The 22,038-nt window shown below is 57.0% G+C and carries 27 protein-coding genes, 1 tRNA gene and 2 pseudogenes; 19 read left to right on the top strand and 11 right to left on the bottom strand.

From position 1 onward, the window contains the following. Nucleotides 1-68: 68 nt before the first annotated feature. From aspS to larC, 4 genes are all read left to right on the top strand, one after another. Nucleotides 69-1,886 (top strand): aspartate--tRNA ligase, encoded by a 1,818-nt coding sequence (gene aspS / locus IKP20_01790; GenBank protein MBR4503697.1) that lies wholly within the window; start codon nucleotides 69-71, stop codon nucleotides 1,884-1,886. Nucleotides 1,887-2,033: 147 nt separating this feature from the next. Next, on the top strand, nucleotides 2,034-2,798 hold the full coding sequence (locus IKP20_01795) for an ATP-dependent sacrificial sulfur transferase LarE (protein ID MBR4503698.1): 765 nt from the start codon (nucleotides 2,034-2,036) through the stop codon (nucleotides 2,796-2,798). Continuing rightward, nucleotides 2,795-3,547 carry a nickel pincer cofactor biosynthesis protein LarB gene (gene larB, locus IKP20_01800; GenBank protein MBR4503699.1) on the top strand — a complete coding sequence of 251 codons (753 nt, stop codon included), beginning with the start codon at nucleotides 2,795-2,797 and terminating at the stop codon, nucleotides 3,545-3,547. The genes IKP20_01795 and larB overlap by 4 nt, the downstream gene beginning before the upstream one ends. Next, nucleotides 3,544-4,731 (top strand): nickel pincer cofactor biosynthesis protein LarC, encoded by a 1,188-nt coding sequence (gene larC / locus IKP20_01805; GenBank protein ID MBR4503700.1) that lies wholly within the window; start codon nucleotides 3,544-3,546, stop codon nucleotides 4,729-4,731. Before larB ends, larC begins: the two co-directional genes overlap by 4 nt. 15 nt (nucleotides 4,732-4,746) lie before the next feature. Here larC and IKP20_01810 read toward each other — a convergent pair. From IKP20_01810 to IKP20_01835, 6 genes and pseudogenes are all read right to left on the bottom strand, one after another. Further along, nucleotides 4,747-5,055, bottom strand: a pseudogene (locus tag IKP20_01810) (nitroreductase family protein). 3 nt (nucleotides 5,056-5,058) lie between these two features. Beyond that, nucleotides 5,059-5,247, bottom strand: a pseudogene (locus IKP20_01815) (nitroreductase family protein). A 4-nt stretch (nucleotides 5,248-5,251) separates the two neighbouring features. Beyond that, nucleotides 5,252-6,589, bottom strand: a complete 1,338-nt coding sequence (gene gatB / locus IKP20_01820; GenBank protein MBR4503701.1) for an Asp-tRNA(Asn)/Glu-tRNA(Gln) amidotransferase subunit GatB — start codon at nucleotides 6,587-6,589, stop codon at nucleotides 5,252-5,254. Next, nucleotides 6,586-7,914, bottom strand: coding sequence for an aspartyl/glutamyl-tRNA amidotransferase subunit A (locus tag IKP20_01825; protein ID MBR4503702.1), 1,329 nt, complete (start codon nucleotides 7,912-7,914; stop codon nucleotides 6,586-6,588). Before IKP20_01825 ends, gatB begins: the two co-directional genes overlap by 4 nt. Next, nucleotides 7,911-8,183 (bottom strand): Asp-tRNA(Asn)/Glu-tRNA(Gln) amidotransferase GatCAB subunit C, encoded by a 273-nt coding sequence (locus tag IKP20_01830; protein MBR4503703.1) that lies wholly within the window; start codon nucleotides 8,181-8,183, stop codon nucleotides 7,911-7,913. The genes IKP20_01825 and IKP20_01830 overlap by 4 nt, the downstream gene beginning before the upstream one ends. A gap of 17 nt (nucleotides 8,184-8,200) precedes the next feature. Next, a complete protein-coding gene (locus IKP20_01835) occupies nucleotides 8,201-8,764 on the bottom strand; it encodes a DUF2284 domain-containing protein (protein ID MBR4503704.1) in 564 nt (187 codons plus the stop codon). Nucleotides 8,765-8,841: 77 nt separating this feature from the next. On the opposite strand from IKP20_01835, the gene IKP20_01840 reads away from it, so the two are divergent. Both IKP20_01840 and IKP20_01845 read left to right on the top strand, forming a co-directional pair. Further along, entirely contained in the window at nucleotides 8,842-9,354 is a 513-nt protein-coding gene (locus IKP20_01840) for a hypothetical protein (protein MBR4503705.1), read from the top strand. 223 nt (nucleotides 9,355-9,577) lie between these two features. After that, a complete protein-coding gene (locus tag IKP20_01845) occupies nucleotides 9,578-10,732 on the top strand; it encodes a chloride channel protein (GenBank protein ID MBR4503706.1) in 1,155 nt (384 codons plus the stop codon). Between the two features lie 52 nt (nucleotides 10,733-10,784). Here IKP20_01845 and IKP20_01850 read toward each other — a convergent pair. The 3 genes from IKP20_01850 to rnhB all read right to left on the bottom strand — a co-directional run bounded on the left by IKP20_01850 (nucleotide 10,785) and on the right by rnhB (nucleotide 11,937). Next, nucleotides 10,785-10,862 (bottom strand) — tRNA-Met (locus IKP20_01850). A gap of 87 nt (nucleotides 10,863-10,949) precedes the next feature. Continuing rightward, nucleotides 10,950-11,282 carry an SCP2 sterol-binding domain-containing protein gene (locus IKP20_01855; protein MBR4503707.1) on the bottom strand — a complete coding sequence of 111 codons (333 nt, stop codon included), beginning with the start codon at nucleotides 11,280-11,282 and terminating at the stop codon, nucleotides 10,950-10,952. A 7-nt stretch (nucleotides 11,283-11,289) separates the two neighbouring features. Then, nucleotides 11,290-11,937 (bottom strand): ribonuclease HII, encoded by a 648-nt coding sequence (rnhB, locus tag IKP20_01860; GenBank protein ID MBR4503708.1) that lies wholly within the window; start codon nucleotides 11,935-11,937, stop codon nucleotides 11,290-11,292. A 111-nt stretch (nucleotides 11,938-12,048) separates the two neighbouring features. On the opposite strand from rnhB, the gene IKP20_01865 reads away from it, so the two are divergent. Beyond that, nucleotides 12,049-12,933 (top strand): GTP cyclohydrolase I FolE2, encoded by an 885-nt coding sequence (locus IKP20_01865; GenBank protein ID MBR4503709.1) that lies wholly within the window; start codon nucleotides 12,049-12,051, stop codon nucleotides 12,931-12,933. Nucleotides 12,934-13,002: 69 nt separating this feature from the next. On the opposite strand, the gene IKP20_01870 is transcribed toward IKP20_01865, so the two are convergent. Next, complete coding sequence (locus tag IKP20_01870; protein MBR4503710.1) at nucleotides 13,003-13,761, bottom strand: C15orf41 family protein; 759 nt, start codon at nucleotides 13,759-13,761, stop codon at nucleotides 13,003-13,005. 7 nt (nucleotides 13,762-13,768) lie between these two features. Next, nucleotides 13,769-15,118, bottom strand: coding sequence for an FAD-dependent oxidoreductase (locus IKP20_01875; GenBank protein MBR4503711.1), 1,350 nt, complete (start codon nucleotides 15,116-15,118; stop codon nucleotides 13,769-13,771). A 155-nt stretch (nucleotides 15,119-15,273) separates the two neighbouring features. Here IKP20_01875 and IKP20_01880 point away from each other — a divergent pair, with 155 nt between their 5' ends. From IKP20_01880 to IKP20_01935, 12 genes are all read left to right on the top strand, one after another. After that, nucleotides 15,274-16,269 (top strand): archaeosine biosynthesis radical SAM protein RaSEA, encoded by a 996-nt coding sequence (locus IKP20_01880; GenBank protein MBR4503712.1) that lies wholly within the window; start codon nucleotides 15,274-15,276, stop codon nucleotides 16,267-16,269. 5 nt (nucleotides 16,270-16,274) lie between these two features. Next, complete coding sequence (locus IKP20_01885) at nucleotides 16,275-16,610, top strand: DUF5611 family protein (GenBank protein ID MBR4503713.1); 336 nt, start codon at nucleotides 16,275-16,277, stop codon at nucleotides 16,608-16,610. Between the two features lie 299 nt (nucleotides 16,611-16,909). After that, nucleotides 16,910-17,908: a 50S ribosomal protein L3 gene (locus tag IKP20_01890; protein MBR4503714.1), complete on the top strand. Its 999-nt coding sequence runs from the start codon at nucleotides 16,910-16,912 to the stop codon at nucleotides 17,906-17,908. 2 nt (nucleotides 17,909-17,910) lie between these two features. After that, nucleotides 17,911-18,687, top strand: a complete 777-nt coding sequence (locus tag IKP20_01895; GenBank protein ID MBR4503715.1) for a 50S ribosomal protein L4 — start codon at nucleotides 17,911-17,913, stop codon at nucleotides 18,685-18,687. Next, the gene (locus IKP20_01900; protein ID MBR4503716.1) at nucleotides 18,684-18,941 is read left to right on the top strand and encodes a 50S ribosomal protein L23; all 258 of its coding nucleotides are present in this window, start codon (nucleotides 18,684-18,686) and stop codon (nucleotides 18,939-18,941) included. Before IKP20_01895 ends, IKP20_01900 begins: the two co-directional genes overlap by 4 nt. Nucleotides 18,942-18,953: 12 nt before the next feature. After that, complete coding sequence (gene rpl2p / locus IKP20_01905; protein MBR4503717.1) at nucleotides 18,954-19,649, top strand: 50S ribosomal protein L2; 696 nt, start codon at nucleotides 18,954-18,956, stop codon at nucleotides 19,647-19,649. A 5-nt stretch (nucleotides 19,650-19,654) separates the two neighbouring features. After that, a complete protein-coding gene (locus IKP20_01910; protein ID MBR4503718.1) occupies nucleotides 19,655-20,122 on the top strand; it encodes a 30S ribosomal protein S19 in 468 nt (155 codons plus the stop codon). Between the two features lie 9 nt (nucleotides 20,123-20,131). After that, entirely contained in the window at nucleotides 20,132-20,590 is a 459-nt protein-coding gene (locus IKP20_01915) for a 50S ribosomal protein L22 (protein MBR4503719.1), read from the top strand. Nucleotide 20,591: 1 nt separating this feature from the next. Next, nucleotides 20,592-21,317: a 30S ribosomal protein S3 gene (locus IKP20_01920; protein MBR4503720.1), complete on the top strand. Its 726-nt coding sequence runs from the start codon at nucleotides 20,592-20,594 to the stop codon at nucleotides 21,315-21,317. Then, a complete protein-coding gene (gene rpmC, locus IKP20_01925) occupies nucleotides 21,281-21,484 on the top strand; it encodes a 50S ribosomal protein L29 (GenBank protein MBR4503721.1) in 204 nt (67 codons plus the stop codon). The genes IKP20_01920 and rpmC overlap by 37 nt, the downstream gene beginning before the upstream one ends. Continuing rightward, nucleotides 21,484-21,783, top strand: a complete 300-nt coding sequence (yciH, locus tag IKP20_01930; protein MBR4503722.1) for a stress response translation initiation inhibitor YciH — start codon at nucleotides 21,484-21,486, stop codon at nucleotides 21,781-21,783. Before rpmC ends, yciH begins: the two co-directional genes overlap by 1 nt. After that, nucleotides 21,780-22,034 (top strand): ribonuclease P protein subunit, encoded by a 255-nt coding sequence (locus IKP20_01935; GenBank protein MBR4503723.1) that lies wholly within the window; start codon nucleotides 21,780-21,782, stop codon nucleotides 22,032-22,034. The genes yciH and IKP20_01935 overlap by 4 nt, the downstream gene beginning before the upstream one ends. Nucleotides 22,035-22,038 lie beyond the last annotated feature (4 nt).

Genomic DNA, 22,038 nt, shown 5'->3' on the forward strand with positions numbered 1-22,038 from the left:
ATGATTCTCTCTAAATAATTACTTTATATTGCTTCAGAATAGCGAGTGGCATTGGCAGAGGCTCTTTCATGAGAAGAACAAACACATGCGGAGACCTGAGGGCATCGGACCTCGGGAAGAAGGTATGCCTGCAAGGGTGGGTAAGGTTTTCCAGGGACCACGGCGGGGTCGCGTTCATAGATCTCGCAGACAGATACGGGATCACCCAGGTCGTTTTCGATCCTGAAGACCTTCCCGCCGGATGCGACAAGAGCCAGATCGAGAAGGTGATGTCTACTTTCACTCGCGAATGCGTCGTGTCTATCGACGGGATAGTCAGGAAGAGGGTCGAAGGCACCGATGACGCCAGGAATCCCACCGGGGAGATCGAAGTTCTGATCACGGGCGCCGAGCTTCTGAACACTTCCGTCATGCCCCCGTTCGAGCTTGGGGACCAGAAGGAAGGGGTTCTGCCCAATGAGGACGTCCGTTTGAAATACAGGTATCTGGACCTCAGAAGGACCGAGATGATCCAGGCGATGGAGTTCAGGAGCAAGCTCGTCCATCTGGCCAGGCAGTTCCTGGAGCAGAACGGCTTCCTTGAGATCGAGACTCCCATCCTCGGCAGGTCCACCCCCGAAGGGGCAAGGGACTACATCGTGCCTTCCAGGGTGCACCCCGGGACTTTCTACGCTCTCCCCCAGTCTCCCCAGCAGTTCAAGCAGATGCTGATGGTCGCAAGCATGGACCGCTACTATCAGGTGGCCAGATGCTTCCGCGACGAGGATTCGAGGAAGGACAGGCAGCCGGAATTCACCCAGCTGGATCTGGAGATGTCGTTCGTCGACATGGAGGACATCCAGAATCTGATGGAAGGCCTCGTCTCCTACGTTTGGAAAGGCCTCTACGGGAAGGAGCTCCAGACCCCGTTCCCCCACATAGGCTATCGCGACGCGATGGAAAGGTTCGGATCCGACAAGCCCGACATGAGGTACGGGCTCGAGTTCGTGAAGCTTACCGAGGTCGTGAAGGACGCCCCCTACAAGATTTTCCAGAACATTCTCTCCGAAGGCGGCATCGTGGCCGGTATCAACCTCAAAGCCGACGTAGCCGGAGAGAAGGTCGGAAGGAACGATGTCGACCGTTACATACACTACGCCAAGAAAGTCGACCTCGGCGGGCTCACCTGGATGAGGTGCGTCGGCGGCAAGCTGGAGAGCAACATCGTGAAATACTTCACGCCCGAGATCCTCGACAACATAAAGGCGACCATGGGCGCGGAGGAAGGCGATCTGCTGTTCATTATTGCAGGGCCTTGGAAATCCACCTACGAAGGCGGAGGGTTCCTCAGGAAGAAGATCGCAGAGGACCTCGGCCTGGTGCCGAAGGATGTCTTCCAGTTCTTCTGGATGGACCGGTGCCCCATGTACGAGGTCGACCCGGTCTCAGGGAAATGCGACGCATTCCACCACCCATTCGTGCTCCCGCAGGGCGATCCCATGGATTCCAACGTCGGAGGGGCATGCTTCGACCTGTGCCTGAACGGGAACGAGCTGGGATCCGGTTCGCTGCGTATCCATAACGTCGAGATGCAAAAGCAGGTGTTCCACAAGCTCGGCCTCGACGACGAGAGGATAGAGAGGAACTTCGGATACTTCGTGGAGATGCTCAGCTACGGGGCGCCCCCTCACGGAGGCATCGCCATCGGAATCGACAGGCTTTGCGCCATATTGCTCGACAAAGATTCGATCAGAGACGTCATCGCGTTCCCGAAGAACAAGAGGGCAGTATCTCTTCTAGACGGTTCCCCGTCCAAAGTCGACGACGACAAGCTCGAGGAGCTCCAGATCATATCCCTCGCCGGAGATCTTGATATCGGCGACATAGAGGACGCCGACATCGAATGAAACTGTTGGGGGTGGCGCTTCGGCGTTCTCCCCTATATTTACAAGTTTTGTGTGCATGCACACGCCATCTTTATATCGTTCCAATTTTGTAATTCGGATATGAGCCGGCCGACGATGCAAATTGGCGATGAATTTTGCGGAGCCCCAATGCCGGGACCGTGCGTTCCGAATGGGCTGTCGCAGTTCTTCAGAGACCATCCGAAGGTTTTGCTGGCTTTTTCTGGGGGCGCAGACTCGTCATATCTGCTTTACGCGGCCAAGGAATGCGGCGCCGACGTGGTGGCATACACGCTGAGAGGGCCTTTTCAAGCGCGTTCCGAGACCGCGGCGGCCATCGAGTTTGCCGGATCTATGGGCGTGGAGCACCATGTCATCGACGCAGATCCGCTGTCGGATCCCGGAATCGCATCGAACGGCCCGGATAGATGCTACCTATGCAAAAAATCGATGTTCAACACTCTCCTGAGTATATCGGATGGGCAAGGGAGGGAACTGATCGACGCGACCAACCTTTCTGATGACCCTCGCACAAGGCCTGGGATGAGGGCTTTGGAGGAATTCGGCGTGCTGTCGCCCCTCAGGCTGTCTGGAATAAACAAATCCCAAGTGAGGGAGCTTTCCAGGCGCGCGGGGCTTCCGACGGCTGATGTGCCCTCCAATTCCTGCTTGGCTACGAGGATCATGGGCGGCATCGCCATAACTTCGGAAGCGCTCGGAAGGGTAGAGGAATCGGAGCAATCCCTCAGCTCGATGGGGTTCTCTGGGCATCGCGTCAGGGATCGCGGGGACCGTTGCGTATTGGAAGTCAGAGAGCGCGATTCGGAACTTCTGCGTTCCATGAAGGTCGAAGTCGAATCAGTTTTGCGCAGACATTATACGGCTATAGACTATGGCAGGAGAGAGACGGAATGAATACGTTGCAGATCCTTCAGGATGTCAGGGACGGGAATCTATGCCCGGAGGATGCGGAGGTCTTGCTCAAAGCTAAGCCTTTCGTGGATCTCGGATATGCCAAGCCGGATACCCACCGCCGCATAAGGCAGGGGGCCACCGAAGTCATCTATGGCGCAGGGAAGACCCCAGAGCAGACGCTTGGCATAACGGATGCGCTGATGGAAGCCGGGGCGGGATGCGTCCTGATAACCAGAACCCCCCGCGAGACAGCTGAACTGCTGTCGGAGAGGTATACGGAATCTGAAAGCCATTCGGACTGCGGAATCTTCGTTGTGGGCAAGAAGCCTCAGCCGTCCCCCAACAGCATGGTCTGCGTCGTATCCGCCGGCACCAGCGACATGAAGGTGGCCGAGGAGGCGGCATGCACTGCGGAAGCCGAAGGCAGCCGGGTCGAGAGGATATATGATGCGGGGGTCTCGGGGATCCACAGGCTGCTGCATCACGAGGACAAACTGTTCAGGGCCAGGGCAGTCGTTGCCGTCGCCGGGATGGAGGGAGCTCTCCCGTCCGTCGTCGGAGGCTTGGTTGATGTGCCCGTGATAGCTGTGCCGACATCGGTCGGATACGGCGTCTCTTTCGGCGGCGTGACCGCTCTGCTTTCGATGATGAATTCCTGCTCAAGCAGCGTCAGCGTCGTCAACATCGACAACGGCTTTGGCGCCGGTTATATAGCCAGCATGATAGACAGAAGGAGCGCGCCGCTGTGAGGACGCTGTACTTGGAATGCAGGGCCGGAGCATCCGGCGACATGGTGTCCGGGGCTTTGTGCGGGCTTCTGGATGATCCGAAGGAATACGAGAGGATGATCGCGGAGGCGGGGATACCTGGGGTGTCAGCCCAAGTGTGCAAGGCCGAGGCATCCTCGATATCAGGATTGAAGGTCCGCATAACCGTCAACGGCGAGGAAGAGCATCAGGGGGACCATCACAGCCATCATCACCATCATGGGGACATAAAGGATCTGATATCAAACCTGAGCGTCTCCGACAGGGTCAAGGAAGATTCTTTGGCGATATATGGGGCCATAGCTTCGGCGGAGGCCGAGGCCCATGGGAAGCCGGTGAACGAGGTCCATTTCCACGAGGTTGGCGCATTGGACGCGGTGGCTGATGTGGTCGGCACCTGCATGCTCATAGAAAGGCTGGGTGTTGAAAAGATAATCGCTTCGCCTCTCAGGACCGGTTTCGGCACCGTGGAATGCGCCCACGGGACTCTTCCGGTGCCCGCTCCGGCCGCAGCTTTGCTTCTCAGGGGCGTTCCGGTTTTTGCCGGCGACATCGAAGGGGAATTCACCACACCCACAGGAGCCGCTCTGGTTTCCCATTTCGCTTCGGAGTACGGTCCGATGCCCATGATGACCTACGAAAAAGTCGGAATCGGATTCGGAAGCGCCCAGGACACCCGCATACCGGATATGCTCCGCGCATTCATCGGCGACATGAGGAAGGAGCCTTTCACGATCACCCAGATAGAATGCAACCTCGACGACATGTCCCCGGAGGATATAGGGGAGGCAGTCCGCGGTTTGATGGAAGATGGGGCGCTGGACGTCAGCGTAGCGCCGATAATGATGAAAAAAGGCCGTCCCGGACATCTGATGATCGTATTGTGCCGGGATAAGGACAGGGAAAGGATCTCGGACCGCATCATGGTCCGCACTTCGACCATCGGCGTCCGCATGTTCCAGTGCGAGAGGCAGGAGCTCGTTTCGAGATTCGAGACCGTACCGACCAAATATGGCGACATAAGAGCCAAAATCTCCGAGGGGCGCGGGATATCGAAATGGAAGCCGGAGCACGCGGACGTTCTGGAGGCATCCGAGAGATGCGGGGTCTCCCCATCGGAGGTTCGCCGCGAAGTCGCGAGAGCGTTCAAGGGTTCCGATCTCTGAGCATCGCAGGAATCCGGTGAATTCCTCGGTCTTTTTCCTTTGGCTGTGGAGAGGTCCCGGTTCGCAATCCTCCGCTGGATAGCCCACATCCAGGATATGGAAAAGGGTGAGGTCGTCCGGAATCCCGAACGCCTCGCAAATAGGTTTGGGATCGAAATATCCGACCCAACATGTGCCTAAGCCCAGATCTGTTGCCTGAAGCATCATGTGGTCGGTGACGATCGCGGTGTCCGTCTCGGCTATGTCCCTGCCGGTGAATCTGCTTATCCAGGACTCGCCTTTCTTCGCGAACACCAGCATAACGAGCGGGGCCCCGAATATCATGGGGCAGAGCTCGCCTATTTTTTGGAGGGCTTCCGGGGACCTGAGGACGAAGATCCGCTGGCATTGCTTGTTCTTCCCAGTAGGCGCCAATCTTGCCGCTTCCAGGATCTTATCGATTTTCCGGTCTTCCACAGGCTTTCCGCTGTATTTCCTGACCGAATATCTTGCGCGGATCGCGTCCTCGAATTCCATCCCCTCACATCCTGGATTCGATGGCTTTCCTGACCGCTTCGACAACCTCTGCGGAAGAGTGCTTCCCCCCGCTCCGCTTCATCACGAACCCGATAGCCTTGTTGGCGGCTTTCTCGTTCTTGGCGTAGTCCGACACGATTCCGGGGTTCTCATCCAGATATTCCGAAATCAGCGCTTCAAGCCCCTCGGACGCTTCCTCAGCCGCCTCAGCGGATTCTCCTGTCATGGCGCATTTCAGCTGTATGGCGCATTCGGTGTCGGTCATCTCTCCGGCGGCGAATTTCCCGATTATCGGCATCAGATCGTCCGGGTTCCCGCCCCTGGATTCCATCGCTTTCCAGTTGGAGCTCACGGGTCCGGCCACCCATTTGATTGCGTTTTGGGTCCCGTACTTCTTGGCCACGGTCTCGAACGTCTCCGCCAGGCCGACCGAGGTGGATACCAGCTGTTTGGCCATCTTTTTGTCGATGCCATATTCGTCGGACATCCTGAGCGCCATTTTCTGGGGGCTCTCCTTTATCTTGATGGAGTCGGCCATCTCTTTCAGGTGGTATATCCCCAGATCCGGCTCGTCGATGTACCCATAATCGGATTCGAACTCCTTCTTCCTGACGGAGATAGTCACTCCGCGTTCCTCGTCGAACCTTCTGGTCTCCCTGTCGATCTTCCCGCCTGCCTTTAGGATCTTGGTCTGCCTGATCATTTCGAATGTCAGCGCCCTTTCCACGTTCTTGAGCCCGGTGACGTTCTTGACCTCGCATCTCTCTTTGCCCACGGATATGTTGCAGTCGCAGCGGATGCTTCTCTCGCCGTCTCCAGGGAGGTCGATGATGCATCTGATGTCTTCGATGAGCTGCCCAAGGAATTCCCTGGCCTCAGCGGGGGTGGAGATGTCAGGTTCGGTGACGATCTCGGCCAGAGGTATGCCGGATCTGTTGTAGTCGATCAGCGATGACAGGTCTCCGACCCTCTTCGTCTTTCCAGGGTCTTCTTCGACATGGATCCTGGTTATTCTGATGGGCTTTTTACCTCCCAGATAGTAGACTCCGCCCTCTCCCACAGGGTTGTCGTACTGGGTGATCTGCACGCTTTTCGACATGTCCGGGTAGAAGTAGGTCTTCCTGGAGAACCAGGTGGTGTCCGCGATTTTGCATCCGAGCATCTTGGCCAGCATAATCCCGTATTCCAGGACTTTCTTGTTCAGTACCGGTCTGGATCCCGGCATTCCGAGGCATGTGGGGCACACGTGCGTGTTGGGCGCCGGAGCGTCGGTGGTAGGGCAGGAGCAGAACATCTTGGATTTGGTCGGGAGCTGAACGTGTATCTCCAATCCGATCTTCATGCGCCCACCTCCGGCTTCCTCATCTCGAATCCCTTCTCCCATTCTTCCGCGGCATAGAACAGAACCTCTTCATCCCAATGGTCGGCGACGAACTGCATCCCTATGGGCATGCCGTTGCCGTCGTATCCGCACGGGACCGACATATGCGGGGTGCCGGCGATGTTGGCCGGAACGGTGAGGTAATCGGCTTTGTAAGAGTCCAGCGCCGACATGTTTGAGATCTCGTCGAATCTCGGCGCGGAGAAGGGCATCGTGGGGGCGAGGACGGCATCATGCGTCTCGAACACGCGCTTGTAATCTTTGATGACAATCTGCCTGACCTTCAGGGCTTTGGCGTAGTATCTGTCCCTGAATCCCGCCATTCTGGTGTAAGTTCCCAGGAGAATCCTGCGCTTCGCTTCGTCTCCGAAGTATTTGGAGCGGAACGAGCTGAAATAGTCGTCGAATTTGAGGGAGTGGTCGCCTTCCTGCTGGCCATACCTCATTCCGACGTATCTGGCGAGGTTTGTGGAGGCCTCGGAGGTCGCGAGGACGTAATATGCGGGCATGGCGTATTTCAGGGAAGGCATGTCCACGTTCTCCACGTCTACGCCCATTCCTTTGAGCTTTTCGACAGCTTCGAAGAAAGCTTTCTCGACATCTTTGGACAGGCCTTCCACCCCTTCCTTGGGGATGGCCACCGATTTCAGCTTTTTCCCGGTGTCTTTGAGCTCAGGCTGTGCACATGACGTCGGGTCTTTGGGGTCTTTACCGGCGATAACATGGGTGTATTTCCTCAGATCTTTGGCATCCGCGGATATCACGCCGATCTTGTCCAGGGAGTTCCCGTAGTCTATGAGGCCGTATCTGGAGACGCGCCCATACGTCGGGGCTATCCCATAGACGCCGCAGAACGACGCTGGGCAGCATATGGAACCGCCGGTGGACACACCCAGGGATACATGCCCTTCGAAGACCGCGGCCGCGCAAGCCGATCCTCCGGAGGAGCCTCCGCAAGCTCTCTCCAAATCGTAAGGGTTCCTGGGGATCTCGAGGCCCGAGTTGGTGGAGAACGTCCCGAACCCGAACTCGTCCATGTTGCATTTTCCGATGAGCTTCCCGCCGGCGGCCCTCATCTTCGCTATCGATTCGGCGTCGAAGGCCGGCCTGTATCCGATCAGTATCTTGGATCCGGAGCAGGTCTCCATGTCGATGGAAGTCAGATTGTCTTTGGCAGAGAACAGGAATTCGGCGTCTCCCGGGTCGGAATCCTCGGTCATCGCGTGGAACATGCGATATCTGTCGTTGATCTCCTTCAGTTTGGGGAGGATGTTTTCGACGGTCATGACAGCCTCGGCCCCCTGACGTATCTTTCATAGGTGTCCATGCCTTTGAGCAGGACGTCCGGATCGATCTCTATGCGGGGCTCGTCCTCCCTCAGGACGTCGGCGATCTCGATGGGATTCACTCCCGATTCCTCGCATTCGGGAGCCTCGTCCAGCAGCTCGAAATACGAGAGGATATCGTTCAGATCCTTGCTGTATTTCTCCAACTCGGCTTCCGTGAGCTTGATGTGCGCCGCGCGAGCGACTCTTTCCACGGTTTCTCTGTCCATTGTCAGACCTATGGGGCCTAACGCGCGTTCAATAATAAATTGTATCGCGGACTGCCGATGAAAACCACGCCGTATAATGTGACGGCATCCTTCTCGAAAGCGAATCCTTCGCCGTTGGCTTTCGCGAACTCGGCCATGTCTATGCCAAGGGCAGACACGGAAGGAATGAGCATCTCGGGGAATCTGCACGGCTCCGGGTAAGAGCATACCCCGCAATAGCGGCATCCGCCGTCGGAAAAGCCTTCGCTGACATATCCCTCCCTTCTGAGCGCCAGCACTACGTTTCTGACGTGCGTCTGCAGGTCTTCGCCCAGCTTCTCCAAAGCCATCACGTCCCTGAAGTCTACTTCGAATCTCTTCTTGAAAACCCCGGCCATGTCGTATTTGCCGCGCAGATCGCGGATGTTGCCGGAATATCCGGGAGGGCAGCCCCAGGTCCTGCCGTAGCTGCCGCATTTGTTCTCTGCGCAGAGACTTCTGCATTTGAGCAGGGATTCCTCGCTGTACTCCGGCAGTTTCCAATCCATCAGATCGAATCCTTCCGGAAGGGTGTCCGCCGCGACGTTCCTCCAAGGCTTCATACTGAAACATCTTTCGGTGCACTTTATAAGGTTTGTCGGAGTGTTTTATAACCGTGCCAGGAGTATGGGGGAATCATATGGCAGAGGCAACGCCCGAGAAGAAAATCGCTTCGGCGATGAAAGCGATGGACGAGGGGGATTTCAAAAAAGCGTACGCGGCATTCAAGAAGCTGACCGCGGAGTTCCCTGAGGAAGCCGAGGTCTGGTACTGCAAAGCCGAATGCGGGAATTTCGCTTCCGGAATGGCTGGCGCCAAGATTTCCCAGGAAGACATAACCGAGGCATACAACAAGGCCATCGAGCTGGATCCCGAACGCGTGGATTATTATCAGTCGTACGGGCAGTTCTGCATCTCGGTCGGCAAGTATGACGAGGCCGAGAAAGCCTATTGCGAGGCGGCCGAGATAGACGAGTCCATGTCTTCGTCCTTGTTCAGCGAGTTCGCCATCGAGTATTACAACGCTGTGATGGCTTCGTACGGTGAGATCATGGACGACCCGAAGGCTCGCGCTCCGTACGGCAAGAAGGCTCTCACCTACCTGCTGAAAGCTCTGGACATGTCGGTCGACGAGGCTAAGTCGCTTCTCTGACCGAGGATCGGGAGGCTTTCGGGCCGGGGCGCTCTGTCTCGGTCGGAAGCCTTTCCTGCCGTTCAGGCGGCTCCCATCATCTATATCTTCTTACCATTCTTTCCTTCGAGAGGAGGTCATTCCGACGGGCGGCGCAGCGAAAGCCAATGTCATCGCGTTTCTGGTCGCGGCCATTTTCACCGGTGCTCTTGCGGGGGCTTTCGCATGGGCGGTTCTGTTTTCGATGGACATCGGCCTCAAAGCCTTGTGGGAAAGGGTGCCGATCTATCTCGGGGAATGCTATCCGATAGTGGTCTGCGCCATCGGCGGTTTGGTGATAGGTCTTCTGGCCAAGCGCATCGGGCCATACCCGGAGGATCTTTCGGAGGTCATGGCCAAAGTCAGGCGCGACCGCCGCTATGAGTACAGGGATCTGGGAAAGATATCCGTCGGAGCGATTCTTCCGCTGGTTTTCGGCGGATCGGTGGGGCCGGAGGCGGGTCTGAGCGGCGTGATCGCTGCGCTATGCACCTGGGTCGGAGACCGCCTGAAGCGCATCGGCAAGGAATTGGGCGAGATGAGCGTTCTGGGGATGTACGCGACCCTCTCTGCGATATTCTCGGCTCCGCTTCTGGGAGTGTACCTGTCGGCCGAAAAGGGAGATGCCGCTCCGGAATCGAACGGGATCTCCAAAGCGATGAAGATAATGGCCTGCATCGCGGCCGTGATCGGCGCAGTCGGAGCGTTCTATCTGCTGTCGAAATACATCGGCGGAGGGCTTTCGCTGCCATATTACAGCCATATGGAGCACGGGCTCGACGAGCTGATGTGGCTCATCCCGATCGCGCTCGTGGCGGCTTTCGCCGGCTGGATCTTCTTGGTTCTCAGCGCCTCGATCAAGTTTGCTGTGGGGAAATATCTCAAAGGGAAGGAGCTTCCGATGTGCGCGGCGGCCGGTCTCATATTGGGGATATCCGGGGTGCTTCTCCCGTTCACAATGTTTGCCGGAGAGACGCAGGCGGCCGAGCTGAACGAGGTTTGGGTCGGGATGTCTGCGGGGCTGCTTCTTGCCACGGGATTCGTGAAGGTAGCGGTCTCGGCTATGTGCGTTAACATGGGCTGGCGCGGAGGGCATCTGTTCCCGCTGATATTCTCCGCGATAGCGATAGGATACGGGCTTGCCTCGGTCATTGGCATCGATCCGGCGTTCTGCCTGTGCGTGTGCTCGGCGGCTCTGATGGGGGCGGCTCTCCGGAAGCCTGTGATGGCGATTCTGCTGCTGTTCCTGTGTTTCCCATTGCAGGGCGCAATAATCATGGCGATCCCGGCGGTCATCGGGGCATATCTGCCTCTGCCCGAGTTCGTCAGGAAGAATCTGTCCGAACGGAACCAATCCTGAATGGATTAGGCGAATGGACTGAGGGCTGAATCAAAGCAAGAAAAACCGAAAATGGTAGCGAGGGGTCGATTTGAACGACCGATCTCCGGGTTATGAGCCCGACGGGATATCCTGGCTACCCTACCTCGCTATGAGGTCCCAAATTAAGTAATCCTATATAACACTAATCCCCGGAAACATTGCATCCACGTTCCCGGGGAAGCTGTTGCGATCGGTTTCAGAAGAATTTCTTGAGGAACATGAGGTCATCCAGTTTCCCTTTGACCTTGATTTTCTTCAGGACGTACGCCTTCATCGGCCTGAGAGTTCCGTTCATGAGCGCGCGGAGATTCTCGACGGTGGTCTCCAAAGTGAGGTCGGACTTTTCCAGGAGTTCCGGTTTGAATTCCGAGATATGGGCGTTCTCGATTTTCATGGAGTATTTCTCTTCGCCGAGATTGATGTTGAGAGTCTTTTTGATGGGCATCAACTCTTTCTTCAATTCCGGGTCGCTTTCGACTTTTCTGTGGAATTTGTCGATGAGAGCTTGCAATTCCTGTTCCATTGTCATTTTCTGTTCACCAATCGCTTAACTTTGTGTTGTATCTTTTGGACAGCATGGCCCTTACGGGCTCCCAGGAGCAGCGCACCTCTTTCGGCGCCTTTCCGTTCTCTTTTATCCATCTCTCAATGAATTCCATGGTGTCGCGGTCGCTCGGATATCCGCTTCCAATATCTTGGCCGAATTCCTTGCGTATGTCTTCCATCATCCTGTCGCGGGTCACTTTCGCGATTATGGATGCTGCAGATACGATGGGGTATGTATCATCCGCTTTATGTTTTGCCGTAACTTCTTTCATCCCGCCGAGGGCCGCGCTGAAGCGAGCGGAAAATCCTTCCTCGTTTATGTCTGGGCAGTCGGCGATGATGGCGTCGGTCGGATGCTTGGAGACGGCTTCGCAGAACATCCTGAGCTCGATCTCGTTCAGGCTGATCGTCTCGCGCAGGCGGTCTATGTCGGCGGCGGAAGCTATGGAGACGGACCATCCGGGGACCGCATCGATTATCTTCCCATACATTTCCTCGCGCTTTTTCGGGGTGAGCTTCTTGGAATCTTTCACTCCTATGTCCAGCAGGGCATCGTCGGATTCAGCGAATACCGCTCCGACAACCAAAGGCCCCATCACAGAGCCCCTTCCCGCCTCGTCCACGCCGCAACGCATCATGTTGCCGTCGCCACGCTGAAGATATAGATTATCTTTTTCTATGGGCAGTTTTCCTACAAATAATGTAGTTGGACAACGCTTAATTAGACAGGCGACGTATGGCTCCCCATTATGGCATTGAAATGCGATCTCCAATACGGCAGAGGGGAAGCCGGATTCAAACTTACGCGCGTGGGTGTGAAAGGCGTGCGCAAACCCGTCATCGTCAAAAGGGATGGTGTCGGCAGGGCGCTGAACAACGCCCTCAACTGTTCCATAGACATCACCGTCGATCTTCCTGCCAGCCAGAAAGGCTCGCACATGTCCAGGAACGTCGAGGTGCTCAACGAAGTCGTGGAGGACAGCATAAAGAATCCGATCTCCGGATTGGAGGACATGGCAGCAGACATCTGCAAGCGCCTTCTGGTCCATCATGAGTATGCCCAGACCGCGGATGTATCCATCTATGCCGAGTATTTCCGCAGCAATGTCACCCCCCTTGGGAAGCCCACTTTCGAATCCTACGGCCTGATGGCTGGTGGGCACATCGAGAGGGACGGCGTTCTGCTGAAGAAGATCGGGGTGGAAGTCATAGGTATGACCGCATGCCCCTGCGGACAGCAGACCGTGACCGAGATGCTGGACTACAATGGCGACATGCCGGTCATGACGCACAACCAGAGGAATGTCTGCTCGGTCGTCATGGAGCTGCCTGATAACGTCTCGGTGGAGGCCGACGATCTCATAGACATCATTGAAGATTCGTTTTCCTCTCCCACTTTCGAGCTTCTGAAGAGGCCGGATGAAGGCCAGGTCATAATCAACGCTCACAGGAAGACTAGGTTCGTGGAGGACGTGGTCAGGTGCGTGCTTGAGCGCATAGTGGCTAAATATCCGGACCTTCCGGATGACGTCTTCGTCGATGTGACCAGCGAATCTGAGGAATCCATCCACAAGCACAACGCATTCGCCGAGAGGGAAGCGACTCTGGGCGAGCTCCGCATGGAGAATCAGTGAACAAACCTCGGGCCCCGATCGGGGCTCGATTGTTTTCTCGCGTGACGCTTTCGCGGTCGAATTTTTTTTTCATTCGAATTTTTCGAGGACTATGTCCATAACGGACATGTCGTTTACGTATACGCCCTCGGGGCATTCGAGGTCGTCCAGGCATCCTACCCAGTAGACCACCAGACCCGGGCCGAAGAGCTGGGTGTACGGCACTAGCTGCTTCCTCGAATTGAATCTGAATTCCGTGTTGTCGCCGAAGGAAGCTTTGCTCTCGACCCAGCAGATTTTGTGCCCTTCATAGATCACCGGTTCGTCCAAGAGGCAATCCGGCGTCTTAGTTGCGTCGATCCCGCGGAGATCGTTTTCAGTGCGATACCCTATGCCTTGGCCGTCCAGCCACTCATGCAGGAGGTTCTCGCCCCACAGGCCCCTCTCTTTCTGGCGGATGTTGGCCTGGGGGGAATAGACGATGTCGTTCTCGACCGCTTCGCGCACTTCCCTGGCGGTTTCCTCGCTCTCCAAGAGATCGGGGTCGTTCACGTAGCTCCAGAACTCCTTTTTGGACGCCCCATCCTCCAGGAAGATGAACATCGCCGTGAGAATCGGCGGGAAGCGGTATTTCGCGGACAGCTCCATTATGGATCTTCCCTTGGTCCACTCCTTCAGCATGCGCTTGGAGTTCTGCTTCACCCTGTAGAAGTTCTTCTTGACTTCCCTGCTGGTTTTCTGGGTGAAGAGGGAGTCCAGCATCCTCTCGTCATATTGGTCGGAAAGCCTTCTGACGTCTTCGACGGTCCTCAGATCGTTGTACAGCTCTTTGTACTCGTCGTAGTTCATTCTATCATCACTGCAATTTTTTGCATAGGTCCTCCACGGCGTCGAATATTGGGTCTCTGACCATGGATGTCGGGGGGCAATACGCTGTCTCCGCTCTGACGAGGAAATCCTCGGCAGTCATCCCGCAGATTATCGCGGAAGTTAGCCATTCTATGCGGCCGGTGGCCTCTTCGCCGGCGATTATCTGCGCGCCGACGATCTTGTGGGTGTTCCTGTCGCCGAGCACCTTGACGATGAGCTTTTTGCCGCCGGGATAGTATCTCGCGCGGGTGAGCCCCTCGGATTTCCCTTCCGCCACCTGTATCCCATACCAGGACGCGAGGCTTTTGGACATTCCGGTGCCTGCGATCTGCCACTCGCCGATGACGCTGACCCATGGGCTGGCCACCGGTCCGAACTGGGCCTGCGGGCCTTTGGCAGCATTGATCCCGGCGACGCGGCCCTGCTTGACTGCGGTTGAGCCGAGCTGGCTTGCCGTAACTCCGGGATATATCGCGGACTGGCATTGCACCAGGTCTCCGGCAAGGTATATATCGGGGACGAGGCGGCCTCTCTTGTAGGGCTGGAGCGTCGGGGAAACCACGACGGAGCTGAGCTGGCCGATGTCGAATCCCAGCGCTTTGGGGATGTCCAGATTGGCGCGGATCCCTGTCGCAAATACCATGATGTCGCAGGGGTAGGATGTCCCGGCGGCGGTGACCGCGGACACTCTGCCGTTCCCGTCCACGGACTGGACAGGCGCTTTCATGACGAATTTTATCCCCATGTCCTCGAGGTGCTTCTGGATGTGGCAGGCCATGTCGCCGTCCGCTATGCGGGGGATGACCTGATCCATCATTTCGATGACCGTCACGTCTTTGCCCATGGATTTCAGGGACACGGCCAGCTCAAGGCCGATGACTCCGGCGCCGCCTATGACGACTTTGGAGGCCCCTTCGAGGGCTTTCTGCATGCGTCTGCCGTCTCTCACGGTCCTGACGACGAAAACGTTCTCCAGATCCGCGCCGGGAATCGGAGGCACGAAAACCTTTCCTCCGGTGGCTATGACGAGCGAATCGTATTGGTACGTCTTCCCGCCGGCGGACACGGTTTTGGCGGCGTCGTCGACGGATTCGACTTTCGTCTCTGTGACGACGTTTATCCCGCGTTTTTCCTTATAGAACCCGGGGGTGTGCATCACAATCTCGTCCCATCCGCTCTTACCTTCGATGCCCCACGGTATCGCGCAGGGCGAGTATGCTATGTCAGAATCCTCAGTCAGCACTGTGATATCGGCCGTCGGGTCCATTTCCCTCGCGGTCGATGCCGCGGTCATTCCGGCGGCTCCCGAGCCGATTACTACGATCTTCTTTGCCATTTGGCTTACCTATAAGGTCAACGGGGACATTCTTATAATTATATTGTTGGAAATGATGAAGCGATAAGCCTATCGGGATTTAGGCTCCGTTTTTCTCTTTCCGCGACAAAACGTTATATCCGCCCGTTCGGATGACCTCCCAGGTGTTTCATCGGATGAAGGAGAGGAGATCCCCGTCGGAGCTCGAAGCTCTGTGGAAGGAGGATGACATGGCCGGCGGAGAGAAGGTCCGCGCCATGGTCATGATCATGCGCACCAGCGGATGCTGCTGGGTAAAGAGCGGCGGATGCACCATGTGCGGGTACAGGGAAGCTTCCCTTCGCGATGTTTCCGAGGAAGATCTGAGGAAGCAATTGGCTCAGGCCCTTTCCAAGTACAAAGGGGAGCCTTTCGTCAAGATCTACACTTCCGGCAGCTTTCTGGACGATAATGAGGTGCCTCCCGCGGTCAGGGCCGAGATTTACTCTGCATTCTCCGGTTGCAAGCGCCTGCTGTTCGAGAGCCGCCCCGAATTCATCACGGAGGATTCCGTCGGAGAAATTCCGGGGAACGTCACCGTGGCTTTGGGGCTGGAGAGCTCCGATCCAGAAGTTCTGGCTACCGCCGTCCACAAAGGGTTCACCCCGGACGACATACGCAGGGCCGGGCTCCTGCTGAAAAGCCGCGGGATAGGCGTGAGGACTTATCTCCTTCTGAAAACCCCGTTCATGACCGAATCCATGGCTATCAGGGATTCTGTGGCTTCCGCCAGGTTCGCCGACGAATTCTCCGACGAGATCTCCGTCAACCCTCTCAACGTCCAGCACGGGACATATGTGGAGAGGCTGTGGAAGAGGGGCGAATTCAGGCCGCCTTGGATCTGGTCCCTGATCGAGGTTTTCAAGCAGCTTTCCGGCAGCGTACACGCCAGGCTGATGTCATCCCCATCGGGCGGAGGTTCCCAGAGAGGAGTCCACAATTGCGGCTCATGCGACAAAGCGGCGCTCGATGCCGTAGAAAAGTTCAGTTTCACCCAGGATCCCGCCGATTTGGAGGTATCCTGCCAGTGCAAGTGCAGATGGGAAGCTTACATGAGATCCGAGGATCTGCTCGGATCGCCGGCGGACCTCGACAGAGGCTTCGAAAACGAACTTACCCTTAGGATTGCGTGATTGTCATGGCAGATTTCGATATCAAGAAAGGATGGCTCAAGAACATAGAAGGGGACGGCCTGAGGAATCTCATGCAGGAAGTCTTCGGCAATGTCTCGGAGGAAGACGGGAAGTTCGTCTCTTCTTACGGGATAATGGAGAGGATCGAGGCCAAAATAGTCTCCAAAACGGTGTTGGACATCACGACTTCCAACAAAGACATCGATCCCACCCAAATCCCGGATGCAGAAGTCCTCGACAGCAAGAGGAAACTCAACGAGTTCGCCGAGAAGGCCACGGGATTCGATGCCAAAGCCCGCATGAAAAGGGCCCAGAAGAAAGCCAAAGAAGGCAAACTCTGATCATTTTCCGGGCGGAGGGTCCCATCCCCCCGTCCGAACCAAACCTCTCTTTTCGCCTCGGAGCCATCAAACCGTTATCCCGTTGGACTGCCAGGTTTAAATATAATATATTGATACCATCGTTCGGATTGGACATAATAGTGTCCGACCAGACGCATCGGGCAATGCATCGCAACCCACATCCCGCCGCCATCCCACGGGAATTCTGGCGGCATCATAGGCGCCACGGTCGGAGCATTAAGACGTTCGTCTGATAAATCGCGAGGTTAGCGAAGACACCCTCGCAGGTATGTGAGAATATGCCACAAAGAAGACGTCCTAAGAGAGGATCTAGGGCATACGGCCCTAGGAAGAGAGCACAGTCGCAGACCCCAAGGCTCGACTCGTGGCCCGAAATCTCGGGGACCCCCAAAATCCAGGGTTTCGCAGGATACAAAGCAGGAATGACCCACGCTCTCATAGTGGACAGCCGCGCTAAGAGCACCACTTCCGGAAGGGAGGTTCAGGTGCCCGTCACCGTCGTGGAAGTCCCCCCTATGAAGATCGCCGCGGTCAGGTTCTATGAGAACAGCATCCTCGGTCTGAAGACTGCCGGAGAGGTCTGGGCAAAGGACCTCGACCCGCTCCTGGGAAGGCGCCTCAGCGTGCCTAAGAACCACGACGAAGCATCCTTCGCCAGATATGACGGGCTTGACATCGAAGACGTCCGCGTCATCGCCTACACCCAGCCCAAGATGGTTTCCGGTGTGCCCAAAAAGGTGCCCGACCTCATGGAGCTCAGGATCGGCGGCGGAACCATCGATGACAGGGTCGCATACGCGAAAGGCATCCTCGGGACCGAAGTCGGATTCGACAACTTCGTCAACGAGGGAACCCTGATCGACGTTATCGCGGTCACCAAGGGAAAAGGATTCCAGGGAGTCACCAAACGCTGGGGAGTCAAGCTTCTGTCCCACAGGAACAGCAAGCACCGCCGCGGAATCGGAAACCTCGGTCCTAAGAGACCCGGATACGTAAGATCCACTGTGCCTGGATCCGGTCAGATGGGATACCACCAGAGGACCGAGTTCAACAAGAAAGTAATCAAAGTCGGAGAAGACGGAGCCGATGTCACCCCCAAGGGAGGTTTCATCAACTACGGGGAAGTCAGGAACGCCTACGTCCTCGTCCACGGATCCGTCCCTGGGCCCACCAAGAGGCTCATCAGGTTCAGAGACGCCACCAGGGCCCCCAAGAAGGCCAACATGGATGCCGTCGACGTCACCTACATCTCCATCGAGTCTAAGCAGGGGGCATGAGAATGGCAACTACTAACGTGTATTCGACGAGCGGATCGGTAGCAGGAACCGTCGAAGTCCCCGCGGTCTTCGGCACCCCCTACAGGCCCGACATAATCAAGAAGGCAGTCCTCGCTGCCGCAGCCAACAAGAGGCAGCCCTACGGTCCCGCAGCCGGATCCGGAATGAGGCACTCCGTCAGCACCTGGGGAAAGGGCCGCGGTGTCGCGCGCGTCCAGAGGGTCCACGACGGAAGGAAAGCCACCGAGTCCCCCAACAACGTCTCCGGAAGGAGGGCGCACCCCCCCATGCCCGAGAGGGACTGGTCCCAGAAAGTCAACAAGAAAGAGCTCGGGATCGCGCGCAGGTCTGCCGTCGCCGCTACCGGATGCGCGGATTGCGTCAGGGCCCGCGGACACAAGTTCGACGACGCCGTGACCTTCCCGATAGTTATCGATGACGCCCTCAGCGACATCAAGACCACTTCCGAAGTCGTCGATCTCTTCGATAAGATCGGCATCGGCTACGACCTTGACCGCGCCAAGAACGGCCGCAAGATCCGCGCCGGCAGAGGAACCATGAGGAACAGGAAATACCGCACCCCCGTGTCTGTCCTCGTCGTCGTCAAGGACGATGAGAGGGCTTCGCCCATATTCAAGAGCGCGGCCAACATCCCCGGTGTCACCATCGAGGAAGTCAAGACCCTCAACACCAGCATCCTCGCCCCCGGCGGAGCGGCTGGAAGGCTCACGGTATACACCAAATCCGCTTTCGATGTTCTTGGAGGCTGGACAGAATGAAGCAGAGCGACATACTCATCCGCCCTTACTACACAGAGAAGGCGATGAACCACAAGGATGCCAACAAGATCGAATTCATCGTCCACAGGAACGCCGAGAAGCCCGCCATCAAGGCCGCAGTAGAAGCCCGCTTCGAAGTCAAGGTCGAGAAGGTCTGGGTCAGAATCCAGAAGGACGGAAAGCACGCCATAATCAAGCTCGCGGACGGCTACTCTGCTGAGGAAGTCGGCTCGAGAGTCGGAGTCATGTACTGAAGGTGAGTGAAAATGGGAAAAAGATTGATCCCGCAGAGAAGGGGCCGCGGAACCTCGCTGTACCGCTCGCCCAGCCACAGGCATGTCGCCGACGTGAGGCTTCCCGCCGTCTCGGAGGGAACCGCAGTCATCAAGGACCTCATCCAGGCTCCCGGAAGGACTTGCCCTCTGGCAGTCATAGACATCAACGGAAGGACCGACTACCAGCTCGCCGTCGAAGGCACGAAGGTCGGACAGACCATCGTCATCGGCGGAACCCAAGTGGTGGCCGGAAACATCACCGTGCTCGCCAAGATCCCTGAGGGAACCCTCGTCAACAACATCGAGGGCAGGCCCGGGGACGGAGGCAAATACGCGAAGACCGCAGGCTCATCCGGAACCGTCGTCTCCAGGGGAGACAAAGTCATGGTTCTGATGCCTTCGGGAATAATCAAGGAGTTCAGCCCCAACTGCCGCGCCGTCATCGGCGTCGTAGCAGGAGGAGGAAGGGGAGACAAGCCCATGGCAAAGGCCGGGAAGAACGTTCTGACCCTCAGGTCCAGATCCACCGCCCCGTTCAAGACCAAGGGAGTCGCGATGAACCCTGTGGACCACCCCCACGGCGGAGGAAGCCACGCCCACGTCGGAGGGCCGAACTGCCAGAAGAGAACCGCATCGACCGGACAGAAGGTAGGATTCCTGCCTCCTAAGAAGAAAGTTAAGAAGTGATTGCAATGGGAAAGAAGATTATTGCAGGATCGGCAAAAGCCTCGAGGAGGAAGTCCAGGAAGAAGGCATCGGCAATCCAGGCGAGGAGGAAGAAAGAGTTCCTCTATCGCGGGATGAACATGGAGGCTCTTCTCGCTCTGCCTTTCGACGAGCTCCTCGGAATCCTCCCCGCAAGGTCCAGGAGAACCTACCTCCGCGGCCTGAACTACGAGCAGCAGCTGCTGTTCGACAAGCTCACCGCGGCTGAGCCCGGATCCGTCGTCAGGACCCACCGCAGGGATCTGCCGATCATTCCTCAGTTCGTTGGCAAGACCGTCAGCATCTACAACGGAAAGGAATTCAAAGAAGTAGAGATCAAACCCGAGATGATAGGGTGCTTCATCGGCGAGTTCGCCGTGACCAGGAAAGCCCCGCAGCACTCCGGACCCGGAGTCGGTGCTACCAGGTCTTCGAAGTTCATGCCGCTCAAGTGAGGTGAAGACATGGTTTCAGGATACACAGCAATAGCAGATCCCGATGTCTCCGCCAAAGCCCTTGGCAAGGAGATGCCCATCTCCCCCAAGTTCGCGCGCGAAGTAGCGGGAATGATCCGCGGAATGAAGCTGGAGACCGCCAGGAAAGCTCTGGAGGACGTCATCGACAAGAAGAGGCCCGTCCCCCTCAAGAGATACAACAAGCGCGTCTCCCACAAAGCAGGCGTCGGACCCGGAAGATACCCGGTGAAAGTCGCCACGTACATGCTCAGGGTCCTCAACAGCGCCGCTTCCAACGCGGAGTTCAAGGGCCTTGACGTGTCGAATCTGGCGATCTCCACGATCACCGTCTCCAGAGGGGCTACCATCCCCGGGCACATGCCCAGGGCCCATGGGCGCGCCACCCCCTGGAACCAGGAGACCGTGAACCTTGAGATCATACTCCAGGAAATCCAGGAGGCCGAATGAAATGGCATCAGAGAGAAAATTCGTCGCCGAGAACGTACGCAGGGTCCTGCTGAAGGAGTACCTCATGAAAGAGGTCAGCCGCGCGGGATTCGGGGGGCTCGAAGTGCTGAGGACCCCCATGGGAACCCGCGTCATCCTCACCACTGAGAGGCCTGGCCTCGTCATAGGAAGGCGCGGACAGACCATCAAGAACCTGACCTCCGTCATCGAGGACCGCTTCGGATTCGAGAATCCCCAGATCGAAGTCCAGGAAGTCAAGGACGCCAGTCTCAACGCCCAGATCATGGCAGAGAAGCTTGCCTTCTCCCTCGAGAGGGGATGGCACTTCCGCAGAGCCGGCCACTCCACCGTCCGCAGGATCATGGAGGCCGGAGCCCGCGGATGCCACATCATCCTCGCCGGAAAGCTCACCGGCCAGAGGCACAGAACCGAGAAATTCAAGGAAGGCTACATCAAGTTCTGCGGAGAGCCCAAAGCCCAGTTCATCCACCACGGATACGCCGTCGCCAAGCTCAAAATGGGTGTCATCGGCGTCACCGTGGAGATCATGGACAAGGACACGGTCCTTCCCGCAGACATCACAGTGGTCAACAAGACTACCGCCGCTTCGATGTTCCCCGACCTGTTCGCGGCCCCCGCGGAGGTTCCCGCCCCCGCAATGGACGTCGCAGAGACCGAGGAGGCACAGCGATGGCATCGATCAAAACCGCAGACATCAGGAATATGAGCGCCGAGGAGCGCAACCAGAAACTCAAAGAGCTCCGCGACGAACTCATGCACGAGAGAGGCACCACCGCATCCGGAGGAGCCCCTTCGAGCCCCGGCGCAATCCGCGCCCTCAGGCTCAACATCGCGCGCATCCTGACCGTCCAGAAGGAGGAGGACGAAATCTGATGACTGAGATCTGCCCGGTATGTGGATTGCCCAAAGAGCTGTGCATGTGCGAGGAGATCGCGCGTGAGCAGCAGACCGTAAGGATTTCGATAGACAGCCGCAGATACGGCAAAACCGTGACCGTCATCGACGGGATCGACGAGAACGACATCGACATCGTCGATCTCGCCAAGCAGCTGAAGAACAGATGCGCCGCCGGCGGAACATGCAAAGACGGCCGCATCGAGCTCCAGGGGGACCACAAACGCAAAGTGAAGTCCGTCCTGGAGGAAATGGGATTCCGCACAGAGGTAAGATGAACGAATCCTACTTCATGAGAACTGAGCTCATAGGTCTGGACGTGGAAGTGCTGTCTGCGCCATTCTCGGGAATATCCGGGAGGGTGGTCGACGAAACCAAACGCACGTTAACCATCGAATCGGACGGAACTGAGAGAATGGTACCCAAGCCAGGCAACGAGTTCAGGTTCGCATATGAAGGCAGAACCATCGACATCATCGGATCAGAGATAATGCACCGGCCAGAGGACAGAATCAAAAAGGTTAGGTGAATAA

This window comes from Candidatus Methanomethylophilaceae archaeon, from assembly GCA_017524805.1.
Taxonomy (GTDB): Archaea; Thermoplasmatota; Thermoplasmata; order Methanomassiliicoccales; family Methanomethylophilaceae; genus Methanoprimaticola.